At 50.4% G+C, this 22,084-nt stretch carries 21 protein-coding genes and 1 pseudogene; 14 read left to right on the top strand and 8 right to left on the bottom strand.

The window, feature by feature from the left end; translation table 11 throughout:
* Nucleotides 1-39: 39 nt before the first annotated feature.
* From hinT to JK154_RS04420, 7 genes are all read left to right on the top strand, one after another.
* A complete protein-coding gene (gene hinT / locus JK154_RS04450; RefSeq protein WP_211991282.1) occupies nt 40-396 on the top strand; it encodes a purine nucleoside phosphoramidase in 357 nt (118 codons plus the stop codon).
* Nucleotides 397-403: 7 nt separating this feature from the next.
* Nucleotides 404-787: a DUF1425 domain-containing protein gene (locus JK154_RS04445; RefSeq protein ID WP_211991281.1), complete on the top strand. Its 384-nt coding sequence runs from the start codon at nt 404-406 to the stop codon at nt 785-787.
* Entirely contained in the window at nt 787-1,413 is a 627-nt protein-coding gene (gene lpoB / locus JK154_RS04440) for a penicillin-binding protein activator LpoB (RefSeq protein WP_211991370.1), read from the top strand. The genes JK154_RS04445 and lpoB overlap by 1 nt, the downstream gene beginning before the upstream one ends.
* Complete coding sequence (thiK, locus tag JK154_RS04435) at nt 1,367-2,260, top strand: thiamine kinase (RefSeq protein ID WP_349291092.1); 894 nt, start codon at nt 1,367-1,369, stop codon at nt 2,258-2,260. The genes lpoB and thiK overlap by 47 nt, the downstream gene beginning before the upstream one ends.
* Nucleotides 2,248-3,273: a beta-N-acetylhexosaminidase gene (gene nagZ, locus JK154_RS04430; RefSeq protein WP_211991280.1), complete on the top strand. Its 1,026-nt coding sequence runs from the start codon at nt 2,248-2,250 to the stop codon at nt 3,271-3,273. The genes thiK and nagZ overlap by 13 nt, the downstream gene beginning before the upstream one ends.
* A gap of 40 nt (nt 3,274-3,313) precedes the next feature.
* Nucleotides 3,314-3,856 (top strand): alpha/beta hydrolase YcfP, encoded by a 543-nt coding sequence (gene ycfP / locus JK154_RS04425; protein WP_211991368.1) that lies wholly within the window; start codon nt 3,314-3,316, stop codon nt 3,854-3,856.
* Between the two features lie 234 nt (nt 3,857-4,090).
* Complete coding sequence (locus JK154_RS04420) at nt 4,091-5,395, top strand: NAD(P)/FAD-dependent oxidoreductase (RefSeq protein ID WP_211991279.1); 1,305 nt, start codon at nt 4,091-4,093, stop codon at nt 5,393-5,395.
* Between the two features lie 125 nt (nt 5,396-5,520).
* On the opposite strand, the pseudogene JK154_RS04415 reads toward JK154_RS04420, so the two are convergent.
* Nucleotides 5,521-5,850, bottom strand: a pseudogene (locus JK154_RS04415) (TonB-dependent receptor); the annotation flags it as partial.
* Nucleotides 5,851-6,146: 296 nt separating this feature from the next.
* Between JK154_RS04415 and JK154_RS04410 the strand changes: the two are divergent.
* Nucleotides 6,147-7,040, top strand: a complete 894-nt coding sequence (locus JK154_RS04410; RefSeq protein WP_211991278.1) for a siderophore-interacting protein — start codon at nt 6,147-6,149, stop codon at nt 7,038-7,040.
* 40 nt (nt 7,041-7,080) lie between these two features.
* On the opposite strand, the gene JK154_RS04405 is transcribed toward JK154_RS04410, so the two are convergent.
* Complete coding sequence (locus tag JK154_RS04405) at nt 7,081-7,716, bottom strand: TetR/AcrR family transcriptional regulator (protein ID WP_211991277.1); 636 nt, start codon at nt 7,714-7,716, stop codon at nt 7,081-7,083.
* 239 nt (nt 7,717-7,955) lie between these two features.
* On the opposite strand from JK154_RS04405, the gene JK154_RS04400 reads away from it, so the two are divergent.
* A complete protein-coding gene (locus JK154_RS04400; protein ID WP_211991276.1) occupies nt 7,956-8,210 on the top strand; it encodes a hypothetical protein in 255 nt (84 codons plus the stop codon).
* 31 nt (nt 8,211-8,241) lie between these two features.
* Here JK154_RS04400 and JK154_RS04395 read toward each other — a convergent pair whose 3' ends face one another.
* Nucleotides 8,242-9,213, bottom strand: a complete 972-nt coding sequence (locus JK154_RS04395; RefSeq protein ID WP_211991275.1) for a L,D-transpeptidase family protein — start codon at nt 9,211-9,213, stop codon at nt 8,242-8,244.
* 148 nt (nt 9,214-9,361) lie between these two features.
* Nucleotides 9,362-12,808, bottom strand: a complete 3,447-nt coding sequence (mfd, locus tag JK154_RS04390) for a transcription-repair coupling factor (RefSeq protein WP_211991274.1) — start codon at nt 12,806-12,808, stop codon at nt 9,362-9,364.
* Nucleotides 12,809-13,128: 320 nt separating this feature from the next.
* Between mfd and lolC the strand changes: the two genes are divergently transcribed.
* The 5 genes from lolC to cobB are packed head-to-tail and all read left to right on the top strand — an operon-like array spanning nt 13,129 to nt 18,057.
* On the top strand, nt 13,129-14,328 hold the full coding sequence (gene lolC, locus JK154_RS04385) for a lipoprotein-releasing ABC transporter permease subunit LolC (protein ID WP_211991273.1): 1,200 nt from the start codon (nt 13,129-13,131) through the stop codon (nt 14,326-14,328).
* Entirely contained in the window at nt 14,321-15,025 is a 705-nt protein-coding gene (gene lolD, locus JK154_RS04380) for a lipoprotein-releasing ABC transporter ATP-binding protein LolD (protein WP_211991272.1), read from the top strand. Before lolC ends, lolD begins: the two co-directional genes overlap by 8 nt.
* Nucleotides 15,025-16,269: a lipoprotein-releasing ABC transporter permease subunit LolE gene (gene lolE, locus JK154_RS04375; RefSeq protein WP_211991271.1), complete on the top strand. Its 1,245-nt coding sequence runs from the start codon at nt 15,025-15,027 to the stop codon at nt 16,267-16,269. The genes lolD and lolE overlap by 1 nt, the downstream gene beginning before the upstream one ends.
* Nucleotides 16,270-16,317: 48 nt before the next feature.
* Entirely contained in the window at nt 16,318-17,229 is a 912-nt protein-coding gene (gene nagK / locus JK154_RS04370; RefSeq protein ID WP_211991270.1) for an N-acetylglucosamine kinase, read from the top strand.
* A 3-nt stretch (nt 17,230-17,232) separates the two neighbouring features.
* Complete coding sequence (cobB, locus tag JK154_RS04365) at nt 17,233-18,057, top strand: Sir2 family NAD+-dependent deacetylase (RefSeq protein ID WP_211991269.1); 825 nt, start codon at nt 17,233-17,235, stop codon at nt 18,055-18,057.
* Between the two features lie 46 nt (nt 18,058-18,103).
* On the opposite strand, the gene potD is transcribed toward cobB, so the two are convergent.
* From potD to potA, 4 genes are read right to left on the bottom strand one after another with little or no spacing between them, the layout of a single operon-like run.
* A complete protein-coding gene (gene potD, locus JK154_RS04360) occupies nt 18,104-19,150 on the bottom strand; it encodes a spermidine/putrescine ABC transporter substrate-binding protein PotD (RefSeq protein ID WP_211991268.1) in 1,047 nt (348 codons plus the stop codon).
* Complete coding sequence (potC, locus tag JK154_RS04355) at nt 19,147-19,938, bottom strand: spermidine/putrescine ABC transporter permease PotC (protein WP_211991267.1); 792 nt, start codon at nt 19,936-19,938, stop codon at nt 19,147-19,149. The genes potD and potC overlap by 4 nt, the downstream gene beginning before the upstream one ends.
* The gene (gene potB / locus JK154_RS04350) at nt 19,935-20,792 is read right to left on the bottom strand and encodes a spermidine/putrescine ABC transporter permease PotB (RefSeq protein ID WP_211991266.1); all 858 of its coding nucleotides are present in this window, start codon (nt 20,790-20,792) and stop codon (nt 19,935-19,937) included. Before potB ends, potC begins: the two co-directional genes overlap by 4 nt.
* The gene (potA, locus tag JK154_RS04345) at nt 20,776-21,903 is read right to left on the bottom strand and encodes a spermidine/putrescine ABC transporter ATP-binding protein PotA (protein ID WP_349291091.1); all 1,128 of its coding nucleotides are present in this window, start codon (nt 21,901-21,903) and stop codon (nt 20,776-20,778) included. The genes potB and potA overlap by 17 nt, the downstream gene beginning before the upstream one ends.
* Between the last annotated feature and the right edge of the window lie 181 nt (nt 21,904-22,084).

Here is a 22,084-nt window from a genome sequence, read left to right as displayed (position 1 = left end):
CATACTCTTGGCATCGCTCTTTTAATTCAGGAACCTCCCATGGCCGAAGAAACTATTTTCAGTAAAATTATTCGCGGTGAGATCCCCGCAAATATTCTTTATCAGGATGACCTGGTGACAGCATTTCGTGATATAGCCCCCCAGGCTCCAAGCCATATTCTTATTATTCCCAACGTGCTGATTCCAACGGTGAATGAGGTAACGGTTGAGCATGAGGCTGCTCTGGGGCGGATGATCACGGTCGCGGCGAAAATAGCTGAACAAGAAGGGATAGCCGAAGACGGATATCGTTTGATAATCAACTGTAATCGTCACGGGGGGCAGGAAGTTTATCATATTCACATGCACCTGTTGGGTGGGCGGCCACTGGGCCCGATACTTGCGGCAACAGCGTGATACCCGCATGCGTAAAACTCTGGGTATTTTATTGCTTGCATTACTGATGAGTGGTTGCTCCTCGCGTCCCGGTATTCCGGTGAGTGATTCACAATCCCTGGTGATGGAAGGCGCTGTTCTGGCAGGCGGTATCCGTGCCAGTAATCCATCATTGTCATATCAGGATGGGGCCACGGTTGCTTATAGCTCATTGTTTAATGAGCAGTCACATCCAGTGACCCTGTACTACCGTTTTTACTGGTATGACGAAAAGGGGCTTGAGATCCATCCCACGGATAACGTTCGGGCGTTAACGCTCGAACCACAGTCGGGGAAACGCGTTCAGTCCACAGTATTTTATCCTAATGCCAGCAAAGTCCGCCTTTTTCTCTCGTTAAGGAGTGAATTTTGATAATCGGAAGATATCGTTATCTGACTGTTGCCGTCATGGCTCTGGTGCTTAGTGGCTGTTTGAGCACCCAACCCCCGGCCCCCGTTGATGAAACTCATCCCACGGTGGAACAACCACCGGTAACGCCGCCACCAACCGTGCCACCTTTACCGGATATTTCAACGGGTCCTGAGGCTGAACCGACTATTCCGGCCGTGCCGAGAGTACGCACCTACGCCTGGAGCAGCGCGGTGAATCCTTTAATCAGTAAAATGCTCCTGACGGATGGCGTCACTGCAGGCGGGGTATTGCTGGTTGATAGCGTAAATAACCAGACTAATGGTAGCCTCAACGCCAACAGTGCCACTGAAGCCCTGGTTGATGCGTTGTCCCATAATCGCACTTTCGTCCTGGTTTCTGCCCAGCAACTGGCTGTTGCGAAACAACAACTTGGGCTTTCTCCTCAGGATAGCCTCGGGAGCCGCAGTAAAGCTATCGGCATTGCCCGCAATGTTGGGGCGCAGTTCGTGTTGTATAGTAATCTGAGTGGCAATGTGACAACCCCCACCCTTAAGATGCAACTCATGCTGGTGCAGACGGGTGAGATTATCTGGTCCGGTCAAAGTGTTGTTCAGCAAACCGACTAGTACGCCACTTGATGTGGTAATTGGACGATACCTTCCGGCGGCTGATGTCGCCGGTTCTCTTTCTGCTCTCAAAGGACTTAGCGGGACCAGTTTTCGGCTGGATACTGAGCAAGGGCGGTTTAACGCTCGAAAGTTACCTGAACAACGCCTGCCGGGGTTGTCCCTTCACCGCTATCACAAGATCCTGAAACAGCTCCCTGCCCATATGGGGCCACAACCTTATGCCCTGGTTGAAGGCTGGCTGCTCAGTCACTGGCTGGTGGGGGAAACGTGGTCTGGGCCATTGCCCACCAGTGAGCTGGCGGTATTATTGTCTCGTTTGCATCGACAGCCCCTGTTTGGCTGGCGGGTGAGAATCGCGCCACTACTCAGCTATTACTGGCAGCACAGCGCCCCTGATCGGCGTACGCCATACTGGCTCAGAATGCTGAAGCGACTACTGGCGCGGGGAGAACCTTCCCCTTTACGTTTGGCACCACTGCACATGGATGTACATGCCGGGAATATTATCCGGCAAGGGCAAGGGCAAGGGCAAGGGCAAGGGCAAGGGTTAGGGCTGATTGACTGGGAGTATGCAGGGGATGGTGATATTGGCCTCGAACTGGCGACCTTACTGGCGGGTAATGAGTTTGATAGCCCCGATTTTTTACCCTGCTATGCCCGCTGTGCCCATATTGGTATTGGCGAACTGTCTCGTCAGGTAGCCCACTGGCAGCCCTGGGTTACACTTTTAATGGCCTCATGGTACGAGTGCCGCTGGCAACAAACACATCAACCACACTTTGTCACGCTGGCCAGTCAGGCGTGGAAGAAGATGAAACATCAGGAGAACATATGGGTCCGGTAATGTTGGACGTGGCAGGTTTTGAACTGGATGCGGAAGAGCGTGATATTCTTGATCATCCATCAGTGGGTGGGTTGATTCTGTTCACCAGAAACTATCATGATCCTGAACAACTACGTGAATTAGTGCGCCAGATTCGTGCCGCATCACGACAGTCACTGGTCATTGGGGTGGACCAGGAAGGAGGGCGCGTCCAGCGTTTTCGGGATGGTTTTACACGTTTACCTGCCGCCCAGTCATTTGCTGCCTTATTAGGCGTGGAGGCGGGAACTCAGCTTGCCACCGAAGCCGGCTGGTTAATGGCCAGTGAAATGATTGCCATGGATATTGATATCAGCTTTGCTCCGGTGCTGGACATCGGTCATATTAGCGCGGCCATCGGGGAACGATCCTACCATGCTGATCCACAGAAAGCCCTGCAAGTTGCGACGGGTTTTATTGATGGCATGCATGCTGCAGGTATGTGTTCTACCGGTAAACACTTTCCCGGGCATGGCGCGGTGAGTGCTGACTCCCACAAAGAGACCCCCCGTGATCTGCGTCCAGAAACGGCGATCCGCCAACATGACATGGGCATTTTTTCTGCTTTAATTAACGCGAATAAGCTGGATGCGATCATGCCGGCACATGTTATCTACCCGGAAGTGGATGACAAGCCCGCCAGTGGTTCAGCCCACTGGTTAAAGACGGTTTTGCGGGGGGAACTCGGCTTCAAGGGGATCATTTTCTCAGACGATTTGTCCATGGAAGGGGCTGCCGTTATGGGCAGCTATGCTGAACGGGCCCGGGCCTCTTTGGATGCGGGGTGCGATATGGTACTGGTCTGCAATAACCGAAAAGGTGCGGTGAGTGTGTTAGATAACCTGTCGGTGGTCAAAGTAGAGCGTCTTGCAAATTTGTATCATAAGGGTTCACTTTCGCGTCAGGCGTTACGATCATCCGCGCGCTGGAAGCACGTGAGCCAGCAGCTGGAAGCCCTGAATGAACAGTGGCAAACAGCGAAAACAAGCGCCTGATTGCCTGATCAACGGTCTGTCATTATGCGGTGGAGATGCAATGATTATTTATTTACACGGTTTTGACTCAAACAGTCCTGATAACCATGAAAAAGTAATGCAACTGCAATTTATCGATCCCGATGTGCGACTGATTAGCTACAGCACACTGCATCCAAAACATGATATGCAGCATCTGTTAAAAGAAGTGCATAAAATGCATCAGTTAACGGATGATGAGTGCCCATTAATCTGTGGCGTTGGTTTAGGGGGGTTCTGGGCTGAACGTATCGGCTTTCTTTGTGACATGCGCCAGGTGGTGCTTAATCCTAATCTCTATCCCCATGAAAATATGGAAGGGAAAATAGATCGCCCGGAAGAGTATGCGGATATTGCGACTAAATGCGTGAATAACTTCCGGGAGAAGAATCGTGATCGCTGCCTGGTCATTTTGTCCAGGGAAGATGAGTTACTTGATAACACGCGTTCAGCACAGGCTCTCCAGCCTTTTTATGAAATCATCTGGAATATAGATCAAGGGCATAAATTTAAGCATATCTCACAGCATCTGCAACGCATCAAGGCTTTTAAAACACTCGGATAATCTGGTAAGTCAGGGTTGTTTTTTAACCTGAAAAAATACCTCAGGGCTCGTTGATTACGAGCCCTTTTTTTATTTTCAGCAATAATAATTTGATAAAGATCAATTTTGGTGTGACCATTTTCCCCTTCGTGTTATTCTTCTGTCGACAGGGTAATAACCATTATAACCCATTGTTAAATAAGGGCTATTACGATAACTTTTAATTAACAATTGGTTAATCTTTTGGGGGTCAAATTGACTACTTCATTGAAAAAAATAGTGATTGTTGGTGGTGGGGCGGGAGGCCTTGAGTTAGCGACACAGTTAGGTAAAAAATTAGGCCGTTCCAAGAAAGCTGAGATCACGCTGGTTGATCGTAACCATAGCCATTTATGGAAACCTTTGTTGCATGAAGTGGCCACCGGGTCGCTGGATGAAGGCGTGGATGCGCTGAGTTATCTGGCTCATGCGCGTAATAATCACTTCCATTTCCAGTTAGGTTCAGTCACGGACCTGGATCGGGAAGCGAAGATGCTGACGATTGCGGAACTGCGTGATGAGAAAGGTGATCTCCTGGTCGGCGAACGCCAGCTACCTTATGACACTCTGGTCATGGCGCTTGGAAGTACCTCTAATGACTTTAATACTCCGGGTGTTAAAGAAAACTGTATTTTCCTTGATAATCCACACCAGGCACGACGTTTCCACACAGAGATGCTGAATCTGTTCCTGAAATATTCAGCGCAGGGAAATACGAGTGAAACCGTGAATATCGCGATTGTGGGTGGCGGGGCCACTGGGGTTGAACTCTCAGCAGAGCTGCACAATGCGGTTAAACAGCTACACAGTTATGGCTATAAAGGGCTGACCCGTGATGCACTCAACGTCACCCTGGTTGAAGCGGGTGAGCGTATTTTGCCTGCTCTGCCGCCGCGTATTTCAGCTGCCGCACACAGTGAGCTCACTAAACTGGGTGTGAACGTATTGACACAAACCATGGTCACCAGCGCCCAGGCGGATGGTTTGAACACCAAAGACGGTCAATTTATCAAAGCGGATCTCATGGTCTGGGCTGCGGGTATCAAAGCACCTGACTTTATGAAGGAGCTGGCAGGGCTGGAAACCAATCGCATTAATCAGCTGGTAGTTGAGCCCACCCTGCAAACAACCCGTGATCCGAATATCTATGCGATTGGTGACTGTGCCTCTTGTGCGCGCCCAGAAGGGGGATTTGTTCCTCCCCGTGCCCAGGCTGCCCACCAAATGGCCTCACGTGCCCTGAGCAATATCATTGCCGGGATGAAAGACAAGCCGTTGAAACCGTATGTTTATAAAGATCATGGATCACTGGTTTCTCTGTCGCGTTTCTCCACAGTCGGTAGTCTGATGGGTAACCTGATGAGTGGCTCGATGATGGTTGAGGGGCGTATTGCTCGTATGGTTTACATCTCTCTGTATCGTATGCACCAGATAGCATTGCATGGTTATATTAAAACCGGGCTGATGATGGTGGTGGGGAGTATTAACCGGGTGATCCGTCCTCGTCTCAAACTGCACTAAGTTTTTACTTCTGCAGTGTTGCCGGCCAGGGATATTTCCCTGAGCCAGCACATTATTACCCCACTTTTCCTGTGACTTCCGCCCGATATCCGGGCGTAAATCTCACTCGAATGCCCGGCTTAAGCCGGGCTGGATGTTTTAACATCACTTTTACCCCGCTGACCATCTGTTTTATTCTCTGTTTTCAGAAAGTTAAGATTTGCTCCGGTGCTCCACTGTGTATCGGGGATAAAGTAATCAATGGCCCCCTCTACCCCGTATACCCGACGCTTACTGTCAATGACACTGATGGTCAAATCGGTGTTTGATTTAACATCTTTATCTGAAATATTATAGTAACCAGCGACTTGCGTGCGCAGGTTATCGCCGGTGTAACGCCAGCCCAGTTTGCAGGAGTCAACCTTGATCCCCTTAAGCTTGGTTCCACCAACAGTAACACTGTCAAGCAGCGGGAGTTCAGGCTTTCAGCAACCGCACGAGATTAATTAGAATCGTTACGATTACAGCGCGTGTTATGCCGCCAGTGACCACAAGAATAATTATCTATGTGAGAATAATTATTCTGCCGATAATGTTTCTCATTATCAATAATGCTTGTTAGAATTGATAACATAAAGTTAATAAATATGTTTATTAGCGGTAATAACTTGACATAGAGCGGGGGTATTTTATTTGGCCCAGTTTTATCCAGGTATTGAGCTGATTAAATTAACGGCATATCCGTAGTGAAAAATAAAAGGTAAGAAATATCATGGCTGGAGTTCAGGGCTATCGCCTGTTTAATGTTCGACTGGCACGTAAGTCAGTAGTTTCCCCTTCGCTGTTAAGTTTAGTCTTCACCGGCCCTGAGGTGCGTCACATGAAATGTGACTCTCCTGACCAGCGTATTAAACTGCTCCTGCCCTCACTGGATGGTACCCCTTCGGCCCTGTCCAATGACGACCAGTGGTACGACAGGTTGCAGTCCATGGATAAAGAGAAACGTCCCATTCTGCGTACCTATACTTTGCGTCAGGTAGACCGCGCCAGACAAGAGTTGACGGTGGAGTTTGTGAGCCATGGTACTGAAGGGCCGGCATCGGCATTTGCTGTGATGGCGGAACCCGGTGCTGCGCTACAGATAGTGGCGCCTGATGCGGAATACCCTGAAGACAGTGGCGGTTATGAGTGGTCTCCTCCGGCAGATTTACGCCATGGACTCATTGTGGCGGATGAGACCGCGTTACCCGCCGCCCGGGGTATTCTGGAATTGCTGGCAAAACGCCAGAATCCACCCCAGATTCAGGCTTTTTTTGAAGTTCCGGAAGCGGGTGACTGTGTTGATTTGGATGCCTTTCATTTTGCCAAAATACACTGGTTACCCCGTGCTCCTGTTGCAGCCAGTCATGGTGACTGTCTGATTAACGCAGTAAAAGAACGAATTTGGTTGCCGGAAGGTTTGCAGAACAATGTGCTTCAGGAAGAGGCGGAAGGCGAGCTGCTATGGGACAAAGCCACCTCGGATAATCGGGAGTTTTATGGCTGGGTCGCTGCCGAGTCTACAGTGGTGAAAATGCTGCGGCGTTATTTGATTGGCGAGCGGGGTGTGGCACAAGAAACGATAAACTTTATGGCTTACTGGGCTCGAGCCAGGGCGCGTAACTAATGGCTTAACACAGTCGTGTTTCGGTGTGGTGGTGGCGGAGTCAGTTATTTTTAATGAGCTGAGGTAACACTCCCATGGTTGTTTTTACCAGACTGAATAATGCGTCATAACTGACGCCATCCCGGGCAGATACGGCCATGCCACAAATAAAACAGTCCAGGTATTTTGCCAGATGGACAGTGTCACAATCAGAGGGGATTTCACCTTGTTGCTGACGTTGTTGCAAAAATGCTGTCAGTGTTTGATCCTGTATTGCATGCTGGTCTTTAAGCACATCGGCAATATGTTGTGAAGATGCCCCAAGTCCTGAAGCCGTGCTCACAATAAAACAACCCGCTGGTGTGTCTTCCCCGGTAAAGCATCGGGCTATGCTGGTCAGAAAGGCTTCCAGTGCTTCTGGAAATGTGGCCGATTTATTCTGCAAACAGGCCTGGTACTGTGCCGTAAAGCGGGCGATATAATGCTCCAGCACCGCACAAAATAGCCCCTCTTTATTGGTGAACTCAGCATAGAGCGTGGGGGCTTTTGCTCCCGTGGCGGCAACCAGGTGGGAAAGGGATGTGCCCTCATACCCATGCTGCCAGAAGAGATTCATCGCTTTTTCCAGCGCGTCTTCCCGATCGAAGACTTTAGGCCGACCGCGAGTTTTCTTCTGGGCACCGATGGCAGTTGTCATATTCCCTTTCACCTTTCCCCACATGGGTAATGAATGACCATTATAAAAATAAAACTTCAGAGTATCCAGTGGCTTGTTATACCAGATAGGGGGTGTTATTCAGCAGGAAGTGGTCTGCGAGGCCCCTGACTCCTGTTCGTGAATAAAAATTGACGGGTAATTTTTGTCGGGATTATAATTAACTTATCGATCGTTAATTTAATTGTTAAAGCGATTCAAATTTTCCTGGAAATACGGTAATGATCCCACTTAAGACGTTTTTAATCCCCATCCTGTTGGGCTATGTCGCCTGCATGAGTATTGCTGAAGCCAGTGCCGTAACCCTGCAAAATCAACAACAAATCGGTATAGTTGGTGCTACGGCAGACCCGGGCCTGTGCGCCCTGGAACCGCGACTTGCAGAAAAAACAAGCCGCCTTGCTGTGAGCTCCCCGCGCATGGCAGCAACCCCCGGAAACGGTCAGTCATCGGGAGTTGCGGTTATCTATCAGTAAGCCGTGACATGGAAGGTAACGCCATGGTGGATTAAATTTGCTCTGGCAGGGGGGCGTGGGTGCTGACATTAACCGGCATACCAGAGCGGTGTCCCATGGCTTGCTCCATGACGTCAGTGTCGGTCTGTGCCCCATTACGGAACTGCTTTATCCCTTCAGTTAAGGGGATCGGAAGACGCTGGGGATCGTCATTGATGGACTCGGATAACGGCTGGTGTACTTCAACCAGACGGGAACCATCCGGTTCAATGGAGGTTTTAATCGGCTCATTGATAATGCGTACGGTTGTCCCCACAGGGACATTCTCGAACAGCGCTTTAATATCCCCGTCCCGCAAGCGAATACACCCCGAGCTGACGCGCATACCAATACCGAAATCGGCATTAGTGCCATGGATCAGATAGACACCGCCATGTGCGGCGAGACGAATAGCATGATGTCCCATTGGATTATTGTCCCCCGCAGGAACCACTGCCGGTAGCTTAATGCCCTGGGCAAGGTATCGGGCACGGATATTGGCCGTAGGGGTCCAGGTGGGGTTAGCCCGTTTGTCGGAAATTTTTGTGACCATTGTTGGGGTGAGGGTATCACCGCCTAATTGACCAATACCGATAGGGTAAACGGTGACACTGTTTTTACCCGCCGGGTAGTAGTACATCCGCAGTTCGGCCAGATTCAGGACAATACCCTCCCGGGGAGCATCTGGCAGTAACATTTCCGTCGGGATCGTCAGGACATTACCTGCACGCGGCACGTAGGGATCGACACCGGGGTTGGCTTGTAACAGTGCGAGGAAACCCACATTATATTTTTTAGCAATGGCTTCCAGTGAGCCCCCGTCATCCTTAACCACATGATACTGATTTTTACCAATAAGCTTGCTGTTTGCCCCTGGTAAAGGGTAATCCTTAGCGGAGGCTGGGGTGATGGCAAAGGCTGTTGCTATCAGCACCGTCAGTGCGGCGAGCTTTCTGGAGTATGGGGCAATACGAGATAAAAGCATAGGCGTTACCCTGTGTCTGATATTAGCGAATGGTAAATTTTCACCCGTTGATTATCAGTGATCCTCTTGTCGTAAAGCGCTGGGGAAATGCAAAGAATATGTAAAGATTAGTGTGTACCCCGTAACCAGACGGTTACGGGGTAGTTACTCAGGCGACGGCGTGTTCTTCAAGCTCATTCATAAACTGACGGACCCAGTCGATACGGACTTTACGATCAGCTAAATCTTGGGTGAATTTAAGCCGGGTTGGGCCATCCAGACGATAATGCTGGGGCCGCTTTTGTAGCAACCCAATAAGCCAGACTGGGTCCACATGGTTTTTCTCAGCAAATTCAATGACTCCCCCTTTTTCATGGGCTTCAATTTTACGAATTCCCAGTTCTTGAGCCTGCTGACGCAGTGCTGCGATATCCAACAAATAACGTGCAGCGTCAGGTAACAGCCCAAAGCGGTCAATCAATTCGACTTTCAATTCTTCCAGCTCGCGGGACTGTTTTGCACTGGCAATCCGTTTGTAAAAAGAGAGGCGGGTATTCACATCCGGGATAAAATCGTCAGGCAGCAGGGCGGGCATCCGTAGCTCTACATCCGTCTGACTATGGGTTAAATCTTCCAGTGAGGGTTCACGCCCCTCTTTCAGAGCATCCACGGCGTTTTCCAGCAGCTCCATATATAAGGAGAAACCGATGGTTTCCATTTGCCCGCTTTGATCATCCCCCAGCAGTTCACCGGCTCCACGGATTTCCAGATCGTGGGTCGCAAGCGCAAAACCGGCACCTAAATCTTCCAGTGAAGCAATGGCTTCCAGTCGCTTCTGTGCATCGGTTGTCATGGCTTTGGGATGCGGTGTTAACAGCCAGGCATAGGCCTGATGATGGGAACGACCTACTCGCCCACGTAACTGATGTAGCTGGGCCAGCCCAAAGTGATCCGCCCGGTCAATAATGATGGTATTGGCAGTGGGGATATCAATCCCGGTCTCAATGATTGTGGTACAGACCAGGACATTAAACCGTTGGTGATGGAAATCATTCATCACACGTTCCAGTTCCCTTTCACGCATTTGACCATGACCAATGGCAATGCGGGCTTCCGGTACCAGTTCCGCCAGCTTGTTGGCTGTTTTCTGGATATTTTCAACATCATTAAAGAGATAATAAACCTGACCGCCACGCAGGATTTCACGCAAAATGGCTTCACGCACCATTAGGCTGTCGTACTCGCGTACAAAGGTTTTCACCGCCAGACGGCGGGCGGGTGGGGTAGCAATAATCGACAAGTCACGCATGCCACTCATGGCCATGTTGAGTGTCCGCGGGATAGGCGTCGCTGTCAGTGTCAGGATGTCCACATCACTGCGCATTGCTTTAATACGTTCTTTATGACGCACGCCAAAACGGTGTTCCTCATCGACAATGAGCAGGCCGAGATCATGCCAGTGCACATCGGCCTGGAGCAGTTTATGTGTGCCAATCAGAATATCAATTTTGCCTTCTCGGGCCTGTTCCAGGATCTGGGTCTGTTCTTTTGCACTGCGAAAACGAGAAAGCATTTCAATACGAACCGGCCAGTTGGCAAAGCGGTCGCGGAAATTATCGAAGTGCTGTTGTGCCAACAACGTTGTGGGGACCAGAACTGCCACCTGTTTGTTGTTTTCAATCGCCAGAAATGCGGCTCGCATCGCCACCTCGGTTTTACCAAAACCGACATCACCACACACCAGCCGGTCCATTGCTAATGGCTGGCACATATCGCTGAGTACGGCGTTAATAGCCTGGGCCTGATCCGGTGTCGTTTCAAACGGGAAACCGTCGCAAAACAGCTGGTACTGCTCTTTATCATGTTTAAACGCAAAGCCTGCTTTAGCCGCACGCATGGCATAAATATCCAGCAACTCTGCCGCCACATCCCGTACTTTTTCAGCCGCTTTTTGGCGTGCACGGGACCAGGCATCGCTACCCAGTTTGTGCAGCGGGGCGTTATCATCAGCACCACCGGCATAGCGGCTAATTAAATGTAAAGAGGACACGGGGACATAGAGACGGGCATCACCCGCATAGGTCAGCATCAGATACTCAGCGGTAATCCCCCCGGCTTCCAGAGTGGTGAGCCCGGCATAGCGTCCGACACCATGCTCGAGATGTACCACTGGCTGGCCCGGGCTCAGTTCGGCCAGGTTACGGATCAAGGTATCAGGGTTAATGGTACGCCGGCTGTCCTGACGGCGGCGGCTAACTCGCTCCCCTAATAGATCGCTTTCGCAGATCAATGCCCGTTGGCGTAAGGTATCAATAAAACCGTGTTCACTGGCCCCCAGCATTAAATAGCTGCCCGGGGTGTCAGCCTCTTCCAGGCGATGAATACGCTTCGGTGCGACTTTAATCCGCCCTAACAGCTCACCAAGGGCCTCCCGGCGACCTTCACTTTCGACAGAAAAAATGACAGGGCAGTTAGTGTTTTCAATAAATTTACGCAGATTATCCAGGGGGGATTTATTCTGCGTTTGAACGGCCAAATCCGGCAGGGCCTGATAGCCGAGGTTGACGTTGGCTGCTTTAGGGGGCAGTTCGCTGGTTTTTAGCTGAACACGTGGCCAGGCTTTCAGTTCCCCCATCAGGGCATCGGGACGTAACCAAAGTTGCTGGGGCTCAAGCAGCGGGCGCATGGGGTCCACACCACGATTATCGAAACGTGCTTCTGCATCTTGCCAGAAACGTTCGGCGCTGCTTTCTATATCACCGGTATTGACCAGTAACGTGTTGGCGGGAAAATAGCTGAACAGCGTTACCAGGGGTTCATTGAAGAACAGGGGTTGCCAGTATTCAATACCGGCCGGTAACGTCCCCTTACTGACCTGCTGATAAATATGTTCAGCATCACGTTTTACCTCGAACTTATCACGCCACTGGCTGCGGAATAGCTCAATGGCATTCTTATCTGTCGGAAATTCATGGGCTGGCAGCAAATTAATGGCTTCGACTTCATCCAGTGTGCGCTGAGAGTCAACATCAAAAATGCGTAAACTGTCGATTTCGTCATCGAAAAAGTCGATACGGTAAGGCTGGTCACTGCCCATCGGGTAGAGGTCTAACAACGCCCCCCGGGTAGCGAATTCACCATGTTCCATCACCTGATCCACGCTTCGGTAACCAGCTTGTTCCAGCTGGCCGCGGAGATTATCTCGCGATAGACGCTGGCCTTTTTTCATAACTAAGGCATGACCACCCAGATAGTTGTGTGGACACACACGCTGCATCAGGGTATTGACCGGCAAAATCAGAACCCCACGTTGCATGCCGGGCAGCTGGTAGAGGGTTGCGAGCCTTGAGGAGATGATCTCCTGGTGGGGGGAGAAGCTATCATAAGGCAGCGTTTCCCAGTCAGCCAGACTGATGACCATTGCGTCGGTAAACTGCGTAATTTCGTCACGCAGCCGTAAGGCGTTTTGCATGTCCTGGGCAATCAGCACCACGGGGCCTGGATGCCGCTCAGTCATTTCTGCTACTTCAGTCGCGCAGGCCGAGCCAACGAGCTCGCCGAGAACACGTTGTTCGGCAGCTTTAGTGGGTAAGGAATAGCGATAATTTTCAGGCATAGAAAGCGTCAGAATCTCGTAAGTTGGTTACCGCGCTGGGGCAGAAAGCCGGGCGGGGATAGGCGTGCCAAAATAAAGTCATGGCATTATTATCTCCCATCGTTGGCTATTAGCAACCCGCAAAACAGCCTCTCTTAGACCTCCAGGGGCATGCTACCCGTCAAAAGCGGTCCTGTTATCCCCGTCCGGACGGGTGTTTGACGAAAATAACCCCAAAATGGTGAGTGCGATGAATAATTTAAGGTATTGAATTCATTTGACCGGATGGCTGTCGTATACTTAACCTCTTTGGCCAAAGCCACCGCAACCAGACGGATTTTATGTATCAACCTGTCGCGTTATTTATAGGCCTGCGTTATATGCGCGGGCGAGCTGCAGACCGCTTCGGTCGCTTCGTCTCCTGGCTTTCTACCATTGGTATTACGCTTGGTGTGATGGCCCTGGTCACCGTGCTATCGGTGATGAATGGGTTTGAGCGTGAACTGCAAAATAATATTCTGGGTTTAATGCCCCAGGCACTGATCACCTCGCCCAGTGGTTCGATTAATCCCCAGCAGCTCCCCGCTGCCAGCCTGAAGTTACAGGGTGTGACCCGGGTCGAGCCACTCACCACGGGGGATGTGGTGCTACAGAGTACACATGGTATTAGTGTGGGTGTTATGCTGGGGGTTGACCCCCATCAATATGAGCCATTGACACCCTATCTTACCGGCGTGACGCTCTCCCAGTTAGTGGCAGGGAAGTATAACGTTATCCTCGGGGAACAGTTAGCGAATACCCTGGGCGTCAAACGCGGGGATACGCTGCGTATTATGGTGCCTTCCGCCAGCCAGTTTACTCCCATGGGGCGGATACCGAGTCAGCGTCTGTTTAATGTGATCGGGACCTTTGCTGCGAACAGTGAGGTGGACGGTACCCAGCTGCTGGTCAACCAGCAAGATGCCTCACGCCTGATGCGCTACCCTGCTGGCAATATCACTGGCTGGCGACTGTGGCTTGATAGCCCACTTAAGGTGGATACACTCAGCCAGCAGTCCTTACCCGCCAACACCGAATGGAAGGACTGGCGTGAGCGTAAAGGGGAACTGTTTCAAGCCGTTGGGATGGAAAAAAATATGATGGGGTTACTACTGAGCCTGATCATCGCTGTCGCGGCGTTTAATATTATTACGTCACTTGGCTTGCTGGTGATGGAAAAACAAGGCGAGGTGGCTATTTTACAAACCCAGGGGCTCACGCGTCAGCAAATTATGGCTGTCTTTATGGTGCAGGGCGCTGGTGCTGGTGTGCTGGGCGCGCTTTTTGGTGCTTTGCTTGGCGTGTTACTGTCCAGCCAGCTGAATACGTTAATGCCAGTATTGGGTATTTTACTCGATGGGGCCGCGTTACCGGTTGCTATTGAACCTTTACAAGTCGTCACTATTGCCTTGGTGGCGATGGGGATTGCGCTATTGTCTACGCTTTATCCTTCCTGGCGTGCCGCCGCCACTCAACCCGCTGAGGCTTTACGTTATGAGTAATTCTATCCTGTTGCAGTGCGACAACTTGTGCAAACGCTATCAGGAAGGCAGTGTGCAGACAGATGTGTTGCACGATGTCAGCTTTAACATGATCCCGGGTGAGCTTATGGCCATTGTTGGCAGCTCTGGTTCAGGTAAAAGTACCCTGCTGCATTTACTGGGGGGGCTTGATACCCCCAGTTCCGGGGATGTTATTTTCAATGGTCAGGCCATGAGCCAACTTTCCTCCTCTGCGAAAGCCGAATTACGCAACCGGGAGCTGGGTTTTATTTATCAGTTTCACCATCTGTTGCCTGACTTCAGTGCGCTGGAAAATGTGGCTATGCCTTTGCTGATCGGCAAGAAAAAACCTGCCGAAGCCCAGCAACGAGCGCTTGAAATGCTGGCCGCTGTAGGGCTGGAAAAACGCAGCCATCATCGGCCATCGGAACTGTCCGGAGGGGAACGTCAGCGGGTTGCGATTGCTCGTTCGCTGGTGAATAACCCACGATTAGTGTTAGCCGATGAACCGACCGGTAATCTGGATGCCCGCAATGCTAACAGTATTTTTGAACTGTTGGGGGAGCTCAACGTACGTCAGGGGACGGCCTTTTTAGTCGTCACGCATGATTTACAGCTGGCAAAACGCATGTCCCGTCAGCTGGAAATGCGCGATGGGCGTCTGACCCAGGATCTGACGTTGATGGGGGCGGAGTAATGGCCTTGCCTTTATCGTTGCAAATCGGCCTGCGTTTTAGCCGTGGCCGGCGGCGCAGTGGCATGGTCTCGCTGATCTCTGTTATCTCTACCTTGGGTATCGCATTGGGTGTGGCGGTATTAATTATTGGCCTGAGTGCCATGAACGGCTTTGAGCGTGAACTCAAAGATCGTATTCTGGCTGTGGTTCCTCATGGGGAAATTGAGCCCGTCAATCAGCCATTTAATGACTGGCAAAGTACCCTGAACCGGATTGAAAAAGTCCCGGGTATCCTGGCCGCTGCGCCTTATATTAATTTTACCGGGTTAATTGAGAGCGCCAACAATTTACGGGCGATACAAATTAAAGGGGTGGAGCCCAGCCAGGAATCCCGCCTCAGTGCTTTACCGAATTTTGTTAAAAACCATGCCTGGTCTCAGTTTGAGGCTGGCAAGCAGCAGATCATCCTTGGACAAGGGGTGGCGGACGCCCTGAAAGTCAAACAAGGTGACTGGGTATCCCTTTCTATCCCCGATAACGATGAAAGTAACCGCCTGTTACAGCCGAAGCGAGTGCGCTTACAAGTGGCTGGCATTCTGGCGCTGAGTGGTCAACTTGACCACAGTTTTGCCATGGTTCCCCTGAGTGATGCCAGTAAATATCTGGATATGGGGAACAGTGTTACGGGGATTGCGATTAAAGTTGACGATGTATTCAACGCACAGCAGCGCGTGCGTGATGCAGGTGAAGTCACTAATGCTTATGTTTATATCAAAAGCTGGATTGGTACATATGGTTATATGTACCGGGATATTCAGATGATCCGCGCCATCATGTACCTTGCCATGGTTCTGGTGATAGGCGTTGCCTGCTTTAATATTGTGTCAACGCTTATCATGGCGGTTAAAGACAAGCGTGGTGATATTGCGGTTTTGCGTACCCTGGGAGCCAAAGATGGTTTGATTCGTGCCATTTTTATCTGGTATGGCCTGCTGGCCGGCCTGCTGGGAAGTGTCAGTGGGGTGATTATTGGTGTTCTGGCTTCCTGGCAGCTGACTCCTATTATGAATGGCATTGAAAAATTAGTGGGGCATCAATTCTTATCCGGTGATATTTATTTCATCGACTTTCTCCCGTCAGAGCTACACTGGCAGGATGTCGTCTATGTATTGATCACGGCGCTGGTACTGAGTTTACTCGCCAGTTGGTATCCTGCCCGTCGTGCCAGTAAAATAGACCCGGCACGGGTATTAAGTGGCCAGTAACCAGGACATATAACGGGGATTTTGCCTGAACCAAGGAGCAGCATTGCCATGTATTACGGCTTTGATATTGGCGGCACTAAGATTGCATTCGGCGTTTATGACCCAGAAAAAGTATTACTATGGGAGACGCGGGTAGCGACGCCTCATACGGACTATCACAGTTTGCTGCATACCATCGCCACACTGGTACATGAAGCGGACTCCCGATTTGGCACTCCGGGACATGTTGGTATCGGCATTCCCGGCATGCCGGAAATCGATGAAGGCAAACTCTATGCCGCCAATCTTCCGGCGGCGTCAGGCCACCCTCTCAGGGCTGACCTTTGTACTCTGTTGCAACGTGACGTGCGTATCGATAACGATGCCAACTGCTTTACCTTGTCAGAAGCCTGGGATGATGAATTTCGTTCCTACCCCGTCGTTATGGGGCTGATCCTCGGGACAGGCGTAGGAGGGGGAATTGTTATTAATGGCCGTCCTGTCACGGGGCACAATTTCATCACGGGGGAGTTCGGACATACCCGTCTCCCGGTCGACGCCTTGCAGATCCTTGGGCGTGATTATCCCTTAATTCCCTGCGGTTGTGGGCAAACAGGCTGTATTGAAAACTACCTTTCTGGTGGTGGTTTTGCCCGTTTATGGCAGCACTTCTACCCAGACTCGCTTGATGCACAACAGATTATTGCACGCTACCGGGCTGGTGACGCACAGGCGCAGCAGCATGTGGCTCGCTTTGTTGAGTTACTGGCGGTTTGTCTGGGCAATTTATTCACGACTCTGGATCCCCATTTACTGGTGATAGGAGGAGGGTTATCCAATTTTACGGAAATCTGTACGCTGTTAACCATGCGTGTGTCGCAATATCTCTTGCCACTCGCCCGTGTACCCCGAATTGAACCTGCGCGTCATGGTGATGCGGGGGGGATGCGGGGCGCTGCATTTCTCCATCTGGTGGAGTAAATTATGTTGTCACGTCGTCAACAACGACTTAGTCGCTTTCGGAAGAAGAAACATTTGTTACGCCATCGTCTGCGTCAGCGTAACTATTTCGGAGAACAGATTATGCAGGCTTTGACCAACCCTCCCAGGGTTGTCGTCCTTACCGGGGCAGGGATTTCTGCTGAGTCAGGGATCAGAACCTTCAGAGCGTCCGATGGATTATGGGAAGAGTGTCGCGTGGAGGATGTGGCGACACCGGAAGGTTTTCAGCGTGACCCACAAGGTGTCCAGCAGTTTTATAACGCCCGTCGTCGTCAGCTACTGCAGCCAGACATTCAGCCCAATGCGGCGCATCGGGCGCTGGCCAGACTCGAATCTGTGCTGGGGGATAATATGCTGTTGGTGACGCAAAATATCGATAATTTGCATGAACGTGCAGGCAACAAGCGGGTGCTGCACATGCATGGTGAACTGTTAAAGGTTCGCTGTGTCCGAAGTGGCCAGGTACTGAGCTGGCATCAGGATGTTATGCCAGAAGACCGTTGCCATTGTTGCCAGATAGGCGAAGTGTTGCGCCCGCATGTGGTGTGGTTTGGCGAGATGCCATTAGGGATGGATGAAATCTATCAGGCACTGAGCGAAGCGGACTATTTTATTGCCATAGGGACGTCAGGCAATGTCTACCCGGCGGCGGGGTTTGTCCATGAGGCCCGGTTGCAGGGGGCGCATACGGTCGAGCTTAATCTGGAACCTAGCCTTGTTGGTAATGAGTTCGAGGAAAAACATTACGGCCTGGCGAGCCAGAAGGTGCCTGAATATGTGGAAAATCTCCTGACAAGCCTTCTCTGATTAAAGCCCCTCAATCTGTGGTGTGTATGGATTGAGGGGCTTTAAATTAACGGCCTGTTTTTAGCTTCTGATAGTAGGACTCATAGATAGCGCTGGCATCACCGACATCATTTTGCCATTCTCCTGCCTGGATTACGGCATCATCAGGGTAAAGCGACTTATCGCCGGATACCTCAGGGGGTAACAGTTTTCGTGCGGCAAGGTTAGGAGTAGGGTAGCCAATAGTCTCTGCAACTTGTTTGGCAACTTCCGGGCGCAGCAGGAAATTGATCAGTTGCAGTGCACCGTCGACATTTTTGGCATTTGCGGGAATCGACAGGTTATCCATCCAGAAAATCCCCCCTTCTTTTGGCCAGACGATCTCCAGCGGTGTTCCTGCTTCACGAGCCACATAGGCCGAACCATTCCACACCATGCCAACATTGACTTCCCCTTCCATATAGGGGTTCGCTGGATTATCTGAGTTGAATGCTGCCACATTAGGCATCAGCTTCTGTAACTCATGATAGGCAGCTTCAATCTCTTTGGGGTCCGTACTGTTACCGGAATACCCCAGTTTACGTAATGCCATCTGGAATACTTCGCGGGCGTCGTCCGTTAATAACAGGCTCTGTTTGTATTCCGGCTTCCAAAAATCTGCCCAACTGGTGATGGTTTTTGGATCGACCTCATCGGCGTTAACTCCAATCGCGGTAGCTCCCCAAATATAGGGGATGGAATAGTCATTGCCAGGGTCAAAAGATTTGTTCAGCATCGCCGGGTCAAGGTTATTGAAATGGGTCAGCTTGCTTTTGTCTATCTTCTGAATCATGCCCTCTTTGCGCATTTTATCAACAAAGTAGGTGGACGGTACGACCAGGTCGTAAGCGCCATCTTTGTAGGTCTTCAGTTTGGCATACATGGTTTCATTCGACTCGTAGGTCGAATAGATAACCTTAATCCCGGTCTCTTTCGTAAACTGTTCCAGCAGACCCGGAGGGACATACTCTGTCCAGTTATAGAAGTAGAGTGTTTTATTATCGTTAGCGTGGGCGCTTCCCATCATTAGCGCCAGAGCGCCGGCGGTAAGCAGGTGGCGTGACCATTTTTTCATTTTAACGTCCCCTGGGTTTTAGTCTTATCACGAAGGATCAATTGGCTGGCTATTACCATTACCAGTGACAGCAACAACAGAATGGTGGCCAGTGCATTCACCTCGGGTGACACACCGACTTTCACCATCGAATAGATTTTTAATGGCAGAATCTCGTAGCTCGGGCCAGTGACAAACGAAGAGACGACCACATCATCCATCGACAAGGTAAAGCTCAGTAGCCAGCCAGCAGCCACTGCCGGCATGGCGAGAGGCAAGATTATTTTGCGCAGGATGACCAGTTCACTGGCCCCTAAATCACGTGCCGCTTCAAGCATTTTTACGTCAAACCCCTTAAGCCTGGAATAGACTGTGATCACCACAAAGGGCAGGCAGAAGGTAATATGTGAAAATAACAGCGACCAGAATCCCAGGGAAACACCCAGCAGCATAAACAGTACCAGCAGGGAAATCGCCATCACGATATCGGGTGACATCATCACCACAAATAGCATTCCCCCCACAAAGGGTTTTCCACGAAAATGATAGCGGTAAAGCGCTACCGCTGTCAGCGAACCAATAACCGTTGCCGCCGTAGCAGAAAAAATGGCAATGGTGAGAGAATGCTGGGCTGACTGTAGCAGGCTGTCATTATTCATTAATAAACCGTACCAGTCGGTGGTAAAACCTTGCCAGTTAATACCAAAACGCGAGCGGTTAAACGAATTGATGATCAGCAGAATAATCGGAATGTAGAGGAAGGCATAGATAACGGACATAAACCCTGCTCTGAGGAGACGGCTTCTCATATCGTCTCCCCCTTTTTATTCAATAAGCGGGAAGTATGCCAGTAAACCAGTAACATTAATCCCATCACCAGGGTTAACATAATGCTGGTCGCAGCACCGAAGGGCCAGTCACGGATGTTAAGGAACTGGCTTTTAATCACATTACCAATGAGCAGGTTCTTCGCGCCTCCCATCAAGTCTGAAATATAAAATAGCCCCATGGCGGGCAACATAACCAGTAAGCAGCCCGCGATAATGCCCGGCATTGTGAGGGGAATGACGATGCGCATGAACGTTTGTAGTTTACTGGCACCAAGGTCACGGGCTGCTTCAAGCAAAGGTTTATCCAGTTTTTCAATGCTGGAATAGAGCGGCATCACCATAAATGGCAACAGAATATAGACGAGACCAATGATCACTGCACTGGGGGTATACATAATACGTATTGGTGTATCAATCACCCCGGACCATAGCAGAAACTCATTGAGGTAACCTTTAGTGCTGAGAAACAGTTTCAGGCCATAGACTCGAATCAATGAATTGGTCCAGAACGGGACTATCAATAAAAATAGCAACAACGGGCGAATCCGGGAGGGCAGGCTGGCGAGAAACCAGGCAAAGGGATAACCCAAAAGCAAGCAGGCGAGGGTGGCAATCAGCGCCATGTTTAAGGAATGGATCAGTACCTCTGCATAGAGAGGATCCACCAGCCTGGCGTAATTGTCCAGGGTGAAGACCATACTGACAAAATTTGCATCATCCCGGGTTAAGAAACTGGTGCCGATGATCATCAAGTTGGGCAAGAAGACAAATACCAACAGCCAGCCCACCGCCAGCGTAATGATGAAATGCTTAAACTTAGGTGAGTTCTTCATCTGTCAGTACGACCTCCCAGCTTTCAACCCACGTCACGGCCATTTTTTGATTTAATGAGTGGTCAAAGTCGGGATCGTCTTCATTGAAGAACTCACTCACCATCACTATTTTGCCATTCTCCAGCTCAACACTGGACTCCAGCGTCATGCCTTTATAGTTACGTTCACGGATATAACCAATCAGGCCATCGGAGTCATGGTGATCGTTTATCTCTTCAACACGTAAATCTTCCGGGCGTAGCAGTACTTTTAATTGTTGCCCCGGTTGCACGGGTTGGCTGGCAAAAATATGACATTCCCGACCTTCTACTCGAGCAAGAACGCGCTGCTCATCCACGCGATTAATGACCTGTGCATCAAAGATATTGATTTCACCGATAAAGCTGGCAACAAAAAGATTTTTTGGCTCTTCGTAAATTTCACGAGGGGTGCCATCTTGCTCAATTTTGCCATCACGCATGACGACAATGCGGTCAGACATGGTCAGGGCTTCTTCCTGATCATGGGTGACAAATACAAAAGTGATGCCGAGTTTACGTTGTAATGCTTTGAGCTCGTTTTGCATCTGCTTGCGGAGCTTATAGTCAAGGGCAGACAACGACTCATCAAGCAGTAACAGGCGGGGTTTATTTACCACGGCACGGGCAATCGCCACGCGTTGTTGCTGGCCCCCGGAAAGCTGGTGAGGTTTACGCTCGGCAAAGTCTTCAAGCTGCACCATTTTTAGTGCTTCAGTGACGCGAGGCTGAATTTCACTGGCGGGTGCTTTTTGCATCCGCAGGCCAAATGCGACGTTTTCAAAAACACTCATATGAGGAAACAAGGCGTAGCTCTGGAAGACGGTATTGACATGGCGATTCTCAGCAGGAATATGCGTGATATCCTGACTGTCCAGGGTTATCACCCCACTGTCGACATTTTCCAGGCCGGCAATTAACCGGAGTACTGTGGTTTTACCACAGCCTGATGGGCCAAGGAGTGTCAAAAATTCACCATGGCCGATGGTGAGTGAGAAGTCAGAAATGACGGTTTTGCTATCAAACTTTTTTGTTAAAGCGGTGAGCTCAACAAGCGGCGATAGCGAACGTTGCTGTTTATCCAATTTTTGCACTGTCCCATAAATAACGTATCTCTCTACACAGATACGGGGTTTGTGATTAACCACCTTGAGGTTTAACACCTGAGTAAGGGCTGGCATTCTACGGTAAACCGCGGGTGTCGCCAATGATTGATCCTGTAAAATCGACCGATGAAATCAGCTGATCACTTCTGGTCATATCACAGAGTATCTG

Origin of the sequence: Citrobacter sp. JGM124, from assembly GCF_018257795.1 — a bacterium.
Taxonomy (GTDB): Bacteria; Pseudomonadota; Gammaproteobacteria; order Enterobacterales; family Enterobacteriaceae; genus JGM124.
Note: the sequence above shows the minus strand (reverse complement) of the source record. Positions and strands in the feature narration are given on the sequence as shown.

Excerpts from the sequence above, each read along its gene's own strand:
- lolC (WP_211991273.1), top strand. The coding sequence starts at position 13,129 with ATGTATCAACCTGTCGCGTTATTTATAGGCCTGCGTTATATGCGCGGG.
- mfd (WP_211991274.1), bottom strand. The coding sequence starts at position 12,808 with ATGCCTGAAAATTATCGCTATTCCTTACCCACTAAAGCTGCCGAACAA.
- lolE (WP_211991271.1), top strand. The coding sequence starts at position 15,025 with ATGGCCTTGCCTTTATCGTTGCAAATCGGCCTGCGTTTTAGCCGTGGC.
- potD (WP_211991268.1), bottom strand. The coding sequence starts at position 19,150 with ATGAAAAAATGGTCACGCCACCTGCTTACCGCCGGCGCTCTGGCGCTA.
- JK154_RS04405 (WP_211991277.1), bottom strand. The coding sequence starts at position 7,716 with ATGACAACTGCCATCGGTGCCCAGAAGAAAACTCGCGGTCGGCCTAAA.
- JK154_RS04410 (WP_211991278.1), top strand. The coding sequence starts at position 6,147 with ATGGCTGGAGTTCAGGGCTATCGCCTGTTTAATGTTCGACTGGCACGT.
- JK154_RS04395 (WP_211991275.1), bottom strand. The coding sequence starts at position 9,213 with ATGCTTTTATCTCGTATTGCCCCATACTCCAGAAAGCTCGCCGCACTG.
- ycfP (WP_211991368.1), top strand. The coding sequence starts at position 3,314 with ATGATTATTTATTTACACGGTTTTGACTCAAACAGTCCTGATAACCAT.
- JK154_RS04400 (WP_211991276.1), top strand. The coding sequence starts at position 7,956 with ATGATCCCACTTAAGACGTTTTTAATCCCCATCCTGTTGGGCTATGTC.
- nagZ (WP_211991280.1), top strand. The coding sequence starts at position 2,248 with ATGGGTCCGGTAATGTTGGACGTGGCAGGTTTTGAACTGGATGCGGAA.
- potC (WP_211991267.1), bottom strand. The coding sequence starts at position 19,938 with ATGAGAAGCCGTCTCCTCAGAGCAGGGTTTATGTCCGTTATCTATGCC.
- hinT (WP_211991282.1), top strand. The coding sequence starts at position 40 with ATGGCCGAAGAAACTATTTTCAGTAAAATTATTCGCGGTGAGATCCCC.
- potB (WP_211991266.1), bottom strand. The coding sequence starts at position 20,792 with ATGAAGAACTCACCTAAGTTTAAGCATTTCATCATTACGCTGGCGGTG.
- nagK (WP_211991270.1), top strand. The coding sequence starts at position 16,318 with ATGTATTACGGCTTTGATATTGGCGGCACTAAGATTGCATTCGGCGTT.
- JK154_RS04445 (WP_211991281.1), top strand. The coding sequence starts at position 404 with ATGCGTAAAACTCTGGGTATTTTATTGCTTGCATTACTGATGAGTGGT.
- cobB (WP_211991269.1), top strand. The coding sequence starts at position 17,233 with ATGTTGTCACGTCGTCAACAACGACTTAGTCGCTTTCGGAAGAAGAAA.
- lolD (WP_211991272.1), top strand. The coding sequence starts at position 14,321 with ATGAGTAATTCTATCCTGTTGCAGTGCGACAACTTGTGCAAACGCTAT.